This window comes from Achromobacter sp. ISS7, from assembly GCF_056523125.1.
Genome location: NZ_JAWRZD010000001.1, coordinates 265,156 through 279,986, shown reverse-complemented (window position 1 = coordinate 279,986; position 14,831 = coordinate 265,156). Strand labels below are relative to the sequence as shown.

10 protein-coding genes are annotated in these 14,831 nt (G+C 62.2%); 3 read left to right on the top strand and 7 right to left on the bottom strand.

The genetic code is table 11. The annotated features are described in order from the left end of the window. The first annotated feature begins 660 nt into the window (after positions 1–660). The 3 genes from AC1HFW_RS01185 (at position 661) to AC1HFW_RS01175 (ending at position 1,470) form a co-directional block, all read left to right on the top strand. Complete coding sequence (locus tag AC1HFW_RS01185) at positions 661–861, top strand: CsbD family protein (RefSeq protein ID WP_006393596.1); 201 nt, start codon at positions 661–663, stop codon at positions 859–861. 26 nt (positions 862–887) lie between these two features. Next, a complete protein-coding gene (locus AC1HFW_RS01180; RefSeq protein ID WP_006389411.1) occupies positions 888–1,052 on the top strand; it encodes a DUF1328 domain-containing protein in 165 nt (54 codons plus the stop codon). Positions 1,053–1,131: 79 nt separating this feature from the next. Further along, positions 1,132–1,470: a BON domain-containing protein gene (locus tag AC1HFW_RS01175; protein WP_006393595.1), complete on the top strand. Its 339-nt coding sequence runs from the start codon at positions 1,132–1,134 to the stop codon at positions 1,468–1,470. 106 nt (positions 1,471–1,576) lie between these two features. Here AC1HFW_RS01175 and AC1HFW_RS01170 read toward each other — a convergent pair whose 3' ends face one another. The 7 genes from AC1HFW_RS01170 to AC1HFW_RS01140 all read right to left on the bottom strand — a co-directional run bounded on the left by AC1HFW_RS01170 (position 1,577) and on the right by AC1HFW_RS01140 (position 14,815). After that, complete coding sequence (locus AC1HFW_RS01170; RefSeq protein ID WP_479286445.1) at positions 1,577–2,449, bottom strand: PhzF family phenazine biosynthesis protein; 873 nt, start codon at positions 2,447–2,449, stop codon at positions 1,577–1,579. A 405-nt stretch (positions 2,450–2,854) separates the two neighbouring features. Then, complete coding sequence (locus tag AC1HFW_RS01165; protein WP_479281555.1) at positions 2,855–3,175, bottom strand: hypothetical protein; 321 nt, start codon at positions 3,173–3,175, stop codon at positions 2,855–2,857. Continuing rightward, the gene (locus AC1HFW_RS01160; protein WP_479281554.1) at positions 3,172–3,561 is read right to left on the bottom strand and encodes a VENN motif pre-toxin domain-containing protein; all 390 of its coding nucleotides are present in this window, start codon (positions 3,559–3,561) and stop codon (positions 3,172–3,174) included. Before AC1HFW_RS01160 ends, AC1HFW_RS01165 begins: the two co-directional genes overlap by 4 nt. Further along, on the bottom strand, positions 3,562–3,798 hold the full coding sequence (locus AC1HFW_RS01155) for a hypothetical protein (protein ID WP_479281553.1): 237 nt from the start codon (positions 3,796–3,798) through the stop codon (positions 3,562–3,564). Between the two features lie 136 nt (positions 3,799–3,934). Further along, entirely contained in the window at positions 3,935–4,255 is a 321-nt protein-coding gene (locus tag AC1HFW_RS01150; RefSeq protein ID WP_479281552.1) for a hypothetical protein, read from the bottom strand. 109 nt (positions 4,256–4,364) lie between these two features. Continuing rightward, positions 4,365–5,102, bottom strand: coding sequence for a hypothetical protein (locus tag AC1HFW_RS01145; RefSeq protein WP_479281551.1), 738 nt, complete (start codon positions 5,100–5,102; stop codon positions 4,365–4,367). Next, complete coding sequence (locus AC1HFW_RS01140; protein ID WP_479281550.1) at positions 5,099–14,815, bottom strand: hemagglutinin repeat-containing protein; 9,717 nt, start codon at positions 14,813–14,815, stop codon at positions 5,099–5,101. The genes AC1HFW_RS01145 and AC1HFW_RS01140 overlap by 4 nt, the downstream gene beginning before the upstream one ends. Between the last annotated feature and the right edge of the window lie 16 nt (positions 14,816–14,831).

Below are 14,831 nucleotides of genomic sequence, written 5' to 3'. Positions count from 1 at the left end.
CGGGATCGCATGCAGACGGGGCGCGCGAGCGCCCCGTTTTTATTCTGGATGACCGGCGATGGCCGCCCCGGCCATGCCTGGCGGCCACGCGCCTGGACGCGGCGCTGCGCCGCAGGCCCTAGCCTTGTGGCGCCACCACGGGCACGGCGGCCTGATAGCGATCCGTCACATGGGTGCACCCCAGCGCCGCCATCGCGGCCAGCGCCAGCAGGATCGTACCGAGCAATCGTTGCGTCATGACATGCCTCCCTTGCGTGATGTAGCCAGACCGCGCGGGCCATGAACCCGGGCACGGAACCTGCCCCCGACTATACCGGCGCGCCGGCCATGCAACCAGCGCGGGATGCGCTTGCCCATCGGCGCCACGCAATGCCTGTTTTTCGCCCAAACGCCGTGTAGGTCCCGTTACCAGCCCCGCTCAAAACGGCTCAATACGTTGCTCAGATGTAACTCCCGCTCTTGGTACGCCTGCGCTACCCCTCGTCGAAGGAAGCGCGATTTGCCCCGTCCCCGGCTGTTACATTTACCCACAGCGTCCTTTGACAGGGCTCGCGGCAGGCCTGTACCTTGAACTCAAGCTGATCAGTGCCCAACTCAACCGCGAATGCAGAGCTTATCGGCCATAAGCCGCTGCCCTCGCCCCTACGAAGAGAGGTCACCATGAACAACGACATCATCGCTGGCAAGTGGAAGCAACTGTCCGGCAAGGCCAAAGCGGCCTGGGGTGAACTCACCGACGACGAGTTGACCCGTACGGAAGGCAACGCCGAGCGCCTCGCTGGCCTGATCCAGGAGCGCTACGGCAAGACCAAGGAACAGGCTCAGAAGGAAGTGCGGGATTTCTTTGACCGCAATCCCTGATCCCAACGCCACCAGGAGAAGCTGACATGTTGCACTACGCCGTCGTATTTTTCGTCATTGCGATCATTGCGGCTGTCCTGGGCTTCGGCGGCATCGCCGCCGGCGCCGCGGGCATCGCCAAGATCCTGTTCTTCGTCTTCCTGGTTCTGGCGCTGCTGTCCATTCTGGGCGGCGCATTCCGCAAGAAATAGAAGAACATCGCACCCCGAGAATTTTCGCTTAGCCGTTGCGTCATGAACGCGCTGAACCCCATACATAAGGAGCACAACTATGGAAATCCGCAAGCTGATCGCCGCCGCCGCACTGGGTACGGGCGCCGTCTTCACTTCCATGGCCTTTGCCGCCGATGACGGCAAGCCCAAGCAATCCGTGGGCGAATATGCGTCCGACGCGACCGTGACCACCAAGGTCAAGGCCGCCTTCGTGGCCGACAAGCAATTGAGCGCGCTGGATATCGCGGTCGAGACCACCGATGGCGTGGCCAAGCTGACCGGTACCGTAGGCACCTCCGCCGAAGCCGATCACGCCGCCACCGTGGCCCGCGGCGTCGAGGGCGTGAAGCAGGTCATGAACAACATCAAGGTCGACCCGGCCAAGAACAAGAAGTAAGCCGCCAGGCCTTGTGATGGCCACGCAATGAAAAACCGGCGCCTGTGCTCACACACAGGCGCCGGTTTTCGTTTGACGCGAGATAACGGTGGCGCGATGCGCGGGCTCAAACGTCCACCGTTCCGCGACCGATCTCCAGCGCGCGGCCGCCCACCTGGATGCGTCCGTCGGCCTGCACGTCCAGCAGCAACCGGCAAGGGCGGCCCATCTGGTCGCCCTGCTCCACCAGGAAACTGGCAGGCAGCGCGTGCTGCCGATGCCGCAGCCAGCCGCCCAGGTTGGCGCAGGCCGAACCGGTGCCGGCGTCTTCCTGCACCCCGCCGCCGGGCTTGGCATAGAAATAACGCGTCACCACGACATCGCGCCCGTCCTGCTGGCGGTTCGGGTCGAAGGCAAACAGATAGCAAACCTTGCGCCCCAGGCTGTTGGCCTGCCAGCGATCAAGCTGGGAGGCATCCGGATTTGCTCGCCGCAACGCGTCGACGTTCTTGAGCGGCACCAGTAGCTGGTCCGCGCCCGTATCCACCCAGATGGGATCATCCGCCAGGTCGTCCACGTCCAGCCCCATCAGTCCGGCAATATCAGCGGCCGGCAGCGTCGGCGCCGCCGTGCGCACGCCATTCGGGCAGGGCGCGGTGAAAGTCCAGGCATCACCCTGCGCGGTGACCGGCACGACGCCGGCCTTGAATTCCAATGTCAATGCATCGCCGCGCTTGAGCAGGTCGCGCACCACCTGCGACGTGCCGATGGTCGGATGGCCCGCGAAACCCATCTCGAAGCCGGGCGTGAAGATGCGCACCCGCGCATCGGCCACGTCGGACGGCAGAATGAAAGTGGTTTCGGAAAGATTGAACTGCGCCGCCAGCTCGCGCATGGTGGCGTCGTCCATGCCACGCGCGTCTTCGAATACACAGAGGGGATTGCCGGTGAAGGTGCTGGAAGCGAAGACGTTGAGAAGGCGGAATGCGTAGGTGGCCATGGGTTGGAGGGAGGTTGCCGTGGGGAGGAAGGTCATTACTTTATCGTAACGGGGCGGCTACGGGGCGCTCCCTGTGCTGCACGGTCTACCCTCACCCCGATTCAATACAAATCAATGATTACTGGTCAAATCAAGTGCAATCAGCATCTCTAAATTGCTTAACCTACCCCTCAATTTTCTTGAGTATTCAAACACCGAACCATTCTCCACCCCGCAAATAACTCCCAACACTCTCTCAACCTCAAAACGCACAACAAAACAGCCGTTAACTAGAATATTATATATATCCCCATACTCAGTCGATCTCTGATCTTCAATTCCGCACGTGCTCCTCTCAGTTTCACCCCATCTCTCCTGGGTTACCGTAAGCTCACGTCCAACACGGTTTCGATAAATATTTTTCACTTAATAAAAATCATCACCCAGCTGCCCCTCGGATTTTAGAATGCCCAAAAACCTTTCATAGGCATTTTCATCCAGCTCGAGCAAACCATCCAGCAATCGCTCTCGTATTAGAGCCCAGTGATACACACCAGGAATCACCTCTTCATCTTGGATGTAAATCATTTTGAAACTCAAGACAGAGTCCAGCACATCAACTTTGGAAAGGTTATATACAGATAGTCCACCATGCCCCCAAGGAAAACCCAGACACAGGGATTTATTATTTATCCAATATATTGCAAAAACATCAATTATCTCGCCATTCGATTCTTTAATTTTCATTCACGCCCCTCTGAATTCACCAACAAACGCCGCATATCCGCGTTCATCTGCCACGGGATATCGCTATCTCCCCGCACATGATCTATCGCATCGCGGATCAGCATGCTGTTTGCCGGGATATCGCCGTACTCCTTCCGGCACGCATTTGGATCGGTGGCGCAGACCGAGATCAACCGGTCCTGCTGCGCAACACTCAGCCGCTCCATCTCCTCGATGACTTGATGGCAATCGCCGCGAGCGCCGCAACCTCGTGCGCGCTCCGCGAACTCGTCCAACTGAGGTGCGCTCAGATTGTTATTCTCGACCGCATTCCTGCCCGCCTGCGCGCCAGTCACGCCGCCGGCCGCATCCTCCGTGAAAGGGCCACCCGCAATTCCCGCCGCCAACTAGCTCAGCGTGCTTATCTGCTGCTTCTCGGTTTCGCTCAGCGCGTCGGGGTCTTTACTTGGAAACAGCTGCCGCGCGATCACCCGCGCCGCCAGTTCGCCGCCGCCCGCGCCCAAGCCGCCGGCCAGCGCCGATTGACCGTTCAACCGCGCCGTCACCGCGCCCAGCACCGCGTGCGCCATCGCATTGGCCGCGGGATTGTCCTCGCCGATCCGCCGCTTTATTTCGGTCGCCAAGTAGGGCGCGGCGCCGCTGCCCAATGCGCCGGCCAGGTTATTTCCCGCGAATGCAGTTAGCGCCACATGCCGACCGTTTACCCCCTACGTCGAAGCTCGACTTGAAGAATCGTAACTTCGATATAAACGTTTTTATTTAATAAAAATCATCATCCAATTGCCCCTCGGATTTCAAGATTTCCAAGAATCTTCCATAAGCATTTTCATCCCGCTCAAGCAGATCATCCAACAACCGTTCCCTTACCAGAGCCCAGTGAAGAACACCAGGAATACCACTACCATCTTTACAATAAATCAATTCAAAACTCAACGTGGCATCTACCACACCAACCTCTGAAAGATCATATACACATAGCCCACCATAATTTCTCGAAAATCCCAAACACAGAGTTTTATTACTTACCCAATAAATGGCAAAAACGTTAATAATTTCACCATCCGATCTTTTGACTTTCACCTGCCCCACCTTTTATGGAATCTTTCAAGTCGCAGCCGTCGCCCATGCCGTACCGGCATCGAACCCCATGGCTTCAAAGCGCGTCTACCAGCTACAGCAGGGCTTTTTATTAGCTTCCAGCATGGTTGTAGCGTGCCGGAATTTCATAATCTTCTGGAATATCAGCTAGCGGCTTATCATCAGGCCACCCTGCCTTTTCTATATCATCAAAGATTCTCTTAAAGAAATCTGAAAGGAACTGAGCGGAAGATTGCACCCTTTCGAGTGCGTACCTCACTGCTACCCAATCGTTCGTTCGCATCGATTTCTCAACAAGCTCTAGGTTTATGAGCAAACTCTTTATATCACCAGAATATATTTCATCCAAATTCGACACACAACCCACTCCCCACCCACCCATTGAAAACCGACCCTCACTGTCCGACAAAAAAATTAAGGAGGAGATTATTTTTTTCATTAGATTAAAATTTAATCCATTTGCAAAAAGATCATCTGATGAGTTAGAAACACTCGCAACCTCGCAAGCCACCACGGCACCACTCAACCGTGGAATTATTGAATTCACTCTATCCACATCTTCAACAATGTTATGAAAAAATCCATAAAGGCTTAGCAAATAAACTCTAACTCGAACTATGGCGACCATAGCTGCAACCAGATCTTTTTCCTGCAAAGCCTCATTCAAGATGTTTATCCATACTTGAAGACTAGCGGTTTCCCTTCTTAATTCTTCATCTAAATTCTGCTTGTAATTCACGCACCAGTCCATATCCGACCATTTTTGATCAGAACAAAGCGACCCATACAAACGCGGCAGCAAATACTTTATTTTGTCGATGCCATTCATTTCAACCTTCTCCCTTTCGCCGCCATAGTTTTTGAATCGTTAATAGAACCGTCCAAATTCAGAACCACCTTAAAATTCCCGTGCCTATCAAATACCTCAATATGATCCTTATGCCTCTTATCTAAATAGAAATTATCACCTTTTTTTATATAACCACCAATATCATCATTTGCTTTATAAACAGTCATCCCGTGATAGTGCTGACTTGTTCTTTGTGAATTATTTTTTATTTCACCACCAAAACCAGGCCGCTCGAAAATTGCCGTCATATTTTCAACAGCATCCTTATTTGGTTTATATCGATCGGGCTCCTTATTGAAATGGGTAGTTTGCTTGGATGCTGCCCCCTTCCCTCCTAACTTACCTCCTTTCCCCCCACCCACACCACTAACCACCGCTGGCAACGTCGCAGCCATCACCCGTGCCGTATCGGCATCAAACCCCATGGCTTCAAAACGCTTGGTCCAACCGTGCTCGGCAACAATCCCTCCCGCCTCCACGTCCGACATATACACCGCCGGCATATAGTCGCGAAAATCGTCAGGCAGCGACTTGTCCTTCGCCAGCCTTTTTATCGTGTCGTCGAACAACTCCCATTCGTCAAGCAAATAGCCATATCGTTGCTGGCATTGCTGAGGTGATGTGGCGCAGACTTCCTTTATCTCATCCTGCTGGCGGACATTGGTATCCACCATGTCCCGAATGACTTTCTGGCGTTCCTCTCCTGTGCCGACCTTCGCCCGATGCGCGAAGTCTTCCAACTGAACAACATCTAAAAGGTTGTTCTCCACCGCATTCCTGCCCGCCTGCGCGCCAGTCACGCCGCCAGCCGCATCCCCCGTGGCAAGGCCGCCCACAATCCCCGCCGCCACCTGGCTCAGCGCACTGATCTGCTGCTTCTCGGTTTCGCTCAGCGCGCCGGGATCTTTACCCGGAAACAGCTGCCGCGCGATCATCCGCGCCGCCAGTTCGCCACCGCCCGCGCCCAACCCACCGGCAAGCGCCGATTGACCGTTCAACTGCGCCGTCACCGCGCCCAGCACCGCGTGCGCCATCGCATTGGCCGCGGGATTGTCCTCGCCGATCCGCCACTTGATTTCAGTCGCCAGGTAGGGCGCGGCGCCGCTGCCCAATGCGCCGGCCAGGTTGTCGCCCGCCAGCGCCGTCAGCGCGCCGGTCACCGCCTGTGCCGCTTTTTGCAGATCGCTGCCGGTGCCGTATTGCTTCATGGCGTTGGCATAGGCCCGGTCCATCACGTCCGCACTGGTGTAGAGCCGGCCTTCCTTGCCCAGCTGCGCCTTGGCTTCGGCCAGCGCCTTCGGGTCGGTCTGCGCCTTCAGGCCCGCGATATCGCCCTGCGTGCGGATGACGTCCATCGCCTGACTGCCGAGCTCGCCGATCAGCTGCATTTGCCTGAGGCGGTTCTGTTCTTTTTCCTTGTTGAAGATCGGGCTGATGCTGCCGTCGTTCGCGTGCGCCGCGTCACGGTTCAGTTCCGCCAAGTCCTGGCGCTGGTTGGCCTGATCGCGTACGCGCAAGCCGCCTTCGCTCACCGCCGCACGGGTGGTGCCCGACGCATGCCCGCCGTGGTTGGCGCCGGACAGCACGCCGCTGGCCGCGTTGGTCAGCAGGTCCTTGCCCACCGGCCCGCCCGTGCCCATCGAAACGCCGCTGTGCTGCGCCTTGAAATCCGCGCGGTTGTCGATGTCGCGCCAGCCCAGGGTTCCGGTATCCAACCGGTTTTGATCCGGAGCGGCCGTGCTTGCGATGACCGCGCCGTCCAGCTGGGTATGACGGCCCACCGTGACGTCGTAGCCGCCCCGCCCGGCGAATAACCCGGTCTGTTCCTTGACCGAGTCAAAATCGCTGCGCAGTTTGTCCTGGCTTGCGCTGATATTGGCCGAGCCGGTCATCGAACCAAAGGTAAAGCTGCCGCCGGCGCTGACGTTGCGCTGCTGCGCGGTGTAGCGGCTGCTGTCCTGTTCGCTCTGCAACGTCAGGTCGCCGCCGACGTCGATGCCGACCCGTCCGCCACTGGCCTGGGCGCCCTTGAGCAGGGTGTCGCGGCCGCTGCGCAGCGCCAGGCGGCGACCCGCGTCCAGCGTGGTCTCGGCATGGGTCAGCCCATTCCCTTTTTCGCTGCCCTTACCGGCGTTGATGCCGGCCGACACGCTGATGCCATAGCCACCAGACCCTACGCCGATACCGACGCCGATATTGCCGCCGTGGCTGCTCTGCCTGCCGTCGGTATGCTCGATGTTCTGCGCCGACAGCAGGGAGATATCGCGGTCAGCCGTCAGCGATACATCCTGGCCGGCCTTGAGCCGCGCGCCCACCAGCGCGATATCGCCGCTGCCGGCGGCCCCGCCGGTGCCAGTGGCCGCTATCGACACGCTGCGCGCCGCGTTCAGCGTGCTGCCTTGCGCTTGCTGGCTTTCGGAGCGGGTTTCGCTCCGGGACGACTGGCTGCCATAGGACAGACTGACACCGATGGTGTTGGTCGCTCCCTGCGCCGCGTCCTTGTCGCCCGGCGCCACCCCGGCGGCAGCGTTCCTGGCATCGGCGGCCTGCGTCTGCAGGCCGTCGCGCTCGAACGCCTGCGCCGCCTGAACGCCGGAAAGCGCCGCCTTGGCGCCCTGCAACGTCCGCAGGCGTCCGTCGCTCTCCTGCCTGGCCTGCTGCGCCGTGCTGACCGCGGTGTTGAGCGCGCTGCCGACGGTCCCGGACAGCGCGACGGTCAAACCGCTTTGTTTCGACTCGAACGTCTCTTGCCGGGTGCGCTTGTCATAGCCAGGATCGATGCGCACGCTGTCCGCGGCAATGTCCAGATCCTGTCCCGCCACCACGTCGGCGCCGCCCAGGTGCACGCGCTTGTCCGCGACGATGGTGACGTCGCCTTGGGTGCTCCCGACGGTGCTCACGCTCTGGCTCTGGACGGTGCCTTTCTCGTCCGCTTCATGGCGCGAGGACTGGCTGCCGATGGTGAAGCCGATGCCGCCGCTATCCAGCAATCCGCTCTTTTTCTTCTTTTCCTGCAGGTAGCGGGATTCAGTTTCGGTGGCCGCTGAAATATCGACGTCGCGCCCCGCGCGCAGAGTGACGTCGCGGTCGCCGACAATGGCCGAGCCGGTCACCGCCAGGTCATTGCCCGCCACGATGCCAACACGGTCGCCGCTCAGCATGCTGCCGGCCTCGCGCGTCACGCGGTCGTCCTTGGCCGTGTCGCTGCTGCTCTTGCGCAGGAAGCCCTTTTTCTCGGCATGTTCCCGCGACTGCCGCGTCTCGCTTTGGGTGCTGCTGGATATCCGCACATCTTGCCGCGCCTGCAGGGCGAGATCACCTTGCTCGCTATGCAGCGTGCTGCCCGTCACGGCGATATCGCCGGTACGGGCGACGATCGTTATGCCGTCCTGGCCACTGAGCGTGCTACCGGTGGCCTCATTACGCGAGGATTCCATCTCACGCCGGCCTTTGGTCTTGCCGTCGCGCGTATGCTCGACGTCCTGATCGGTCACCCGCCGACGCGCGCTGCCGAGGGAAACGTCGTTGGCCTCCAGGCTTATCTGTCCTTGCCGACTGTCGACCTGCGCGCCTTCCAGCACGGCGGCGTTGCCCGCCTGTACGGTGACGCCTTTATCACCGCGCACGCTCGCCAGGCTCAAGCGCTGTTCTTCCCGCAGGTTGTCGACCGAAGACGTGCTGCTGCCGGCCTTGAGCCGGGTCGTGTTGGTGGTGGCGGCCGCCAACAGCCGGACATCGCCCCCCGCCTGCAAGTGCGTCGAACCACCCGCGGCGACCTGGCTGCCTTGCACGACGAGGTCCCGCCCCGCCGTCACGCTGACGTTGCTCCCCGCGTTCAGGGTACTGCCCTGCGCCTGCTGCCATTCGCCGCTGACTTGCGCCATGCGCTTGCCGGCGGTCTCCATGCCTGATCGGGTACGGTTGCCCAGGGCGCCGGCAATCACGTCGACGCTTGCGCGATGGCGGCTCTGCGCGACGCCGATATCCAGGTTGTCGCGCGCGCTCAGGCTCAGGTTCTGCGAGGCGTCCAACCTGGCGCCACGCAGGCGAATGTCGCCGCCGTCGAGCTTGATGTCGCTGGCGCTCATGCTGGCCTGGCGTAACGCGTCCTGCAGGTTGCTGCGGATCGTCAGGCTGTCGGCCCGCGCATCGATACGGTCGGCGCGGATGTCGCCGCCGCGATGCAGGAACTGGCCAGCGTCGATCCCGAGCGCGCGGTCGGCGAACAGGTCGCCGGCATTGTCGATACGATTCGCCGCCAGTTGCAGGCTGCCACCGCCAATCAGCGCGCCATCGCCGGTAAGGCGTAGCGTGGGGGCCGCCAGATAGACCTTGGGCACCCATACCGTCTGCGGGCCCGTGCCGGTGTCGACCGTTTCGCTGACCATCCAGACGATGTCCTGCTGCAGCGCCGCGATCTGTTCCGGGGTCAAGGCGACGCCAGGCACCAGTTGAAGGTCCTGCGCCGCTTTCGCCCCTGTGTCCATCAATGCCTGGTATTGCGCCATGGCGCTTGCACCGCGCACCGACGGCCGGCCAGTCAATTGCAGCATCTGTTCGCGCACCAGGCGCTGTTCAAGGAAGCCGTCCCCCAGGCGCTTGTGTGATCGTGCGGGATCGAACCCAACCCGCTTCAGCAGGTAGTCGCTGCTGATGAATCTGCTGCGGCTGGTGAAGCGCTCATCGGTCACGACCAGGTAGGGACTTGCCGGCGCCGATGGTTGACGGAACAGCCCGTTGTTCGGGATCGACGTGACCACCCGGCTCAAATGCTGCCTTTGGGTCAACGCCTGTTCGGCGGGCGGCAAGGGGCGCCCGACCGCCAGGGGCGTGGCCGCATCGACGGGATCTTCGTCGGGCATCGTCATCGCCAGCGGATTACGCCGCGATTCGGCGCGCTCGGCGTCCACTGCCGCGAGCGCTGCGGCGACGCCGCTGATTTGCGCCTGGCCGACCGTGGTGCTGGTGATGCTCGCGCCGTGGATGGTGACGCTGCCGTTGCCGGTCATGACACTGTCGACGGTACTCAGCGCGGTGGTGACGTCACGGTTGAACGTCGGATACCAATGCACCGTGTCCCTGTCGTAGTGGTCGACGATGATTTCGTGGCGGCGCTCGTTGACGGAGTACCCCCGGTTGTCGACCGTGCCGTCGACGGCGGTGTCGAGGTTGCCGTTGGCGGTGATGACGCTGGCATCGTTGAACAGGTTCCCGGAGACGCGCAACGCCATGTCGCCGCCCGCCAGGATGCGGGCGCCGGTGCCTTCGGACACCAGCCTGTCGCGGGTCACGGTGGCGGTGACCGTGCGCTCGCGGAAATTGTTGTAGTCCGTCACGAAGGGCGCATCGACGATATCGACGTGACTGTCAGGGCTCCATTTCTCGACGTGCCCCTCGTCATATTCGCGCCAGACCGTGTTGTGATACGGCGTGGGCACGCGGGTCTGCCGATATCCGCGCGTCTCGTAGAAGGTCATGGCATAGCGGCCATCCGCATCAGGCGTCAACGCCAGGTAGTTGACCCACAGCGTTGTCATCCTGCCCCCGCGGCCACGGACGCTCACCTGGGCGCGCTTGCCCGGGGCGTCTATGGCCATCAGGGTGCCGTACGGATTGCTTTTCGCGGTCGCCAGGTCCTGAAAGGTCAGGAGCTGCGTGGTGGGCGCCATGCTGCCCACGTCGGGATTGACGCCCGAACCGTAGGAACGCCAGTAGTAGTTGTAGCGGTGCCAATGGGTCGGTGCCTGCACGTCCGCGTCGCGCGCGATCTGCAGGCCTTCGCGCAGGTTCTCCAGGCGCTTTGCCCCGATCGCGACATCACCATCGGCCTCGATGGCGCTTGCGCGGTTTTCCAGCAGATCGCCGCTATCCAGGTTCAATGCGCCGCCGCTGTACAGAAGGCCGCCCTCCTGGTTCGTCAGCCGTTCCCGTGCCTGTATCGACAGCTGCCGCATGGCAGCGACCACGCCATCCTTGCCATGGTTGTCGATGACCCGGCCGCGCACGGTGATGTCATCCCCCATCACGGCGGCGGGATTGTCCAGCGTATCGACATCGAGCGTCATGCGATCCGCTTCCAGTCGACCCGTGTTGCGCAGCATGCCCGTGGTCACGCGCAGCCCCTGGCTCGCCAGGGAACCCGGGTTGGTGAAATGCGTGCTGCGCAGGACGAGCTCCCCCGGTAGCAGCCATTGGGCCTGATTGGTCAGGGCGCCGTCCACGACGAGCGTGACCCGGCCGTTGCTGCTGATCGTGTCGCCCGCGCGATGGAGATAGTCCTGCCCTACCGCCAGCGACAGAGCGCCTTGACTGAGCAGCGTGCCGCCCTGGTTGTCCAGGGTATGGGTATCGATGGCGAGCACGTCGCCGCTTTGCACCACCCCGTCCTGGTTGAACAGCGCACCGGCCTTCAATCCTGTGTGGGTCGTGCCCAGCAATACGCCGCCATCACGGTTGATCAAGTGATCCGCCGCAATGTCCAGCCGCCCCTGGCTGGTGATGTGCCCGCGCCCGCTGTTATCCAGCCGCGCCGCATTCAGCACGAAGGCCTTGGCCGCCCCCAACCGGCCCGCCTGGTTGTCCAGCCGGTCGGCAACCAGGGCCAGCGCGCCCGCTCCGCTGAACACCCCGTGCCGATTGCTGACCTGTTGCGCGGTGATGTGTTGATCACCGTCGCTGCGCACCTTGCCCTGGTCATTGCCCAGCAGTCCGGTGATACGCAGATCGAGCCGCCCCAGGCTGTCGATGGCGCCGCCTTCGTTCAGCAATTGTTGCGCGTCGAGTTGCAACGCCTCGTCGCTTTGCAATTGGCCCAGCCGGTTATCCAGGACGTTGCGCACATCGAGCCGCGCTTGCCGCTGGCTATGGATCAGGCCTAGCCCCGTGTTGTCCAGCCCTTGCGCGGCGAGCGTCAGCCCGGTGCCCGCCAACATGCGGCCCTTGGCGTTGTTGATGAAATCCACGGGCGTGGCATCGTCCGCGCCCTGCACCGACAACGGTCCCGCGGCGTCGATGTCGCCGGCATGATTGTCGATATTGCGCGCAACCCGCAGCGTCAGGGCCGCGGCCGACTGCACCGTGCCCTGGGCGTTATCCAGGATGTTCGCCGCAAGCGTGGACACGCCTTGGCTCTGTACCGATCCCGCCGTGTTGTCGAATTCCCCGGCCGTCGCGGACCAATCGCCCTGGCTGCTCATCGCCCCTTGCGGGTTGAGGATGTCTTGCGCATGCAGCTGCTGCGTCTTGCGACTGAAGATGCGGCCGCCGCCGTTGTCCAGCGTGCGCGCGAATCGCATATCCAGGCTGTCCAGCGTCTGGATGCTGCCTTGCGCATTGCCCAGCCGGTCGGCGCGCACCACCGTACGCCCCTTGCCGGTCAGTTTTCCGCCCTGGTTGTCCCAGGCGCCGGCCAACGTGAGAGCCAGGCCTTGCTGGCTCAGGACGGTTCCCTGCCGCAAGTTGTTCAGCGCCCCGCCCGCCAACGACATGGCGCCGCCGCTTTGCAGGGACCCCGCGCTGTTGTCGAACAGGCTCGCGGCGCCCCCTCGCCAGGCCAGCGCTTGCCCGGCCGTCAGGGTGCCGCCGTGGTTGACGACATCGCCGGACGTATCCAGCTCGAACGCACCACCCGATTGCAATAACCCGCCGGTGTTGGCCAAGCCGTCCACCGTCGCCTGGATCCGCGCGCCCGCGAGGGCGGTGGCGTCGTGGTTGTTCCAAATGCCGCCCGCCTCGACGGACAGTGTCTCTTTGGCCTCCAGCCAGCCGTGCGCGTTATCCAGGACCTGCCGCGTCGTCAGCCGCAGATTGCCCAGGCCGATCAGTTGGCCCTGGCTGTTGCTCAGGCGTTGCGCGGCCACCGCGACCTGCGCGCCGGTGATTGTCCCGGCCGTGTTGTCGAGCGCGCCCCGCGCATGCAGGGCCAGCGTGGTGCCGGCCCGCATGGTGCCGTCGGTGTTATTGACCCCGCCGTCCGACGTGACTTCCAACGCCTGCGGGCTCGTGATCTTGCCGGACCGGTTATCCAGCGAACCGGCCTCCAGCGCCAGGAGGCCGTTGCCGCCCAGCTCGCCGTCGCGGTTATCCAGCAGGCCGCCGATGCGCCAATGCTGCGGGACGCCCGCAAGCGCCACCAGGCGCCCCTGCCGATTGTCGACGGCACCCGCATCCAGCGCCAATTGGCGGGCTTCGATGGCGCCTTCGGCATTGTCCAGTACGCCAGCCAAGGTGAAGCGGCTGGCGCCATCCTCGACCTGCGTCCATACCGCCTGCCGGTTGAGCAGGCTATTGCCATCGACCCTCCAGTTGCCGGTCCGCACCTTTGCCTGCCGCGCGTCGATGGCCCCCGTCGTGCTCAACGCCAGCCCGCGGCTGTCGATCCTGGCCTGCGTCAACGCCACGCCGCCGTCCCGCGCCTGGACCTTTACGAGATCCGCCGCAAGCGTGGCCTGGCCCAGGTCCACCCGGCCGCCCTGCAGGTCGATCGTCTTCTTGCTGAACAGGCTGCCGCTGGCGCGGACATCTTCCTGGCTGTTCAGCACCAGGTCGGCCTCTCTCGTCAGCACACTGTCGAGATCGCTGCCGGCCAACACGTTGCCGCGGCTTTGAATGCCCCGCTTGGCCGTCAGCCGGACATCGCCGGCCGCCGCCAGCGTGCCGGACTGTTCGAGGCTTCCATCCCGGCTCTCGACCGACAACATGCCGCCGCCATGGAGCTTGCCGTGATACGCAATGCCGTCCCGCGCGACCAGCGAAATATCGCCGCCGGCCTGGATCACGGGCTGCGTTGAACCCGCCAGCCAGCTGAGCTTGCCTTCGCTGCTTATCGTCAGTGTTTTCGACGCCAGCACATGCCCGCCCTGATTGCGCACCCCGACCCCGGCCTCGGTGCCGATCATGTGAATGTGGCCGCTGTACATGCCGCCCATCTCGCCCATGTCTATCGACAGTTGCGGCTTGATGGCGTCGGAGGCCAGCGGCGTAATCGTTGCGCCATCGGCACTGACACGGTTGCGTCCCGCCACGATCGACACGTCTTCCCCGGCCCACACGCCGGCATTCACTTGCACCGCGCGCGCCAGGATGTCGACGTAGCGGGTGTCATGGCGCGGATCGCCATTCAGGCCGCCGCCTTCGATTCGCACCACGCCCTGCTCGACCCGGAATCCCGCCAGGGTGCCGTCGGCATTGCGCTGCGGCTGCCCCGTGCTGAGGGTCATGCGCCCCGCGTTGATGGCGCCGCAACCGTCACACAGGATCCCTGACGGATTGGCGACGATGACCCGCGCCTTGTCGCCGGCGACCTCCATGAACCCGCGCAGCACGCTCGGATTGGCGCTGTTCACCTCATTGAGAATGACCCGCGCCCTTGCGCCGTTCGCATCGAGGTTGGGGTTGCCCTGGATCATCCCCGCCAACCGGGTCGAGGTCATGACCGCCGAGTTGTTGAGAATCACGCCTTTCCGATCGACGTCGAACTGGGTGTACCGGTTGTGCGACAACCCGCCCTGATCAGGCGCTGCGATGTTGACCTGCGGCAGGCCATTCTGCGTGGTCACCACATGCGGGCGCTGTGCCGTTGGCGCCGCGCCATCGGCAACGATTCCGTCCGCGGCCGCCGGCCTGCCAAGCATGACCAAGCCTGCCAACCAGACGGTCCACAGGACGAAAGCGAAGCGGTAGCGATATCGCATGAACCAGGTCTTTGAA

Bases quoted from the DNA above. Each gene is read 5' to 3' on its own strand.
- AC1HFW_RS01185 (WP_006393596.1), top strand. From the start codon at position 661: ATGAACAACGACATCATCGCTGGCAAGTGGAAGCAACTGTCCGGCAAG.
- AC1HFW_RS01180 (WP_006389411.1), top strand. From the start codon at position 888: ATGTTGCACTACGCCGTCGTATTTTTCGTCATTGCGATCATTGCGGCT.
- AC1HFW_RS01175 (WP_006393595.1), top strand. From the start codon at position 1,132: ATGGAAATCCGCAAGCTGATCGCCGCCGCCGCACTGGGTACGGGCGCC.
- AC1HFW_RS01170 (WP_479286445.1), bottom strand. From the start codon at position 2,449: ATGGCCACCTACGCATTCCGCCTTCTCAACGTCTTCGCTTCCAGCACC.
- AC1HFW_RS01165 (WP_479281555.1), bottom strand. From the start codon at position 3,175: ATGAAAATTAAAGAATCGAATGGCGAGATAATTGATGTTTTTGCAATA.
- AC1HFW_RS01145 (WP_479281551.1), bottom strand. From the start codon at position 5,102: ATGAATGGCATCGACAAAATAAAGTATTTGCTGCCGCGTTTGTATGGG.
- AC1HFW_RS01140 (WP_479281550.1), bottom strand. From the start codon at position 14,815: ATGCGATATCGCTACCGCTTCGCTTTCGTCCTGTGGACCGTCTGGTTG.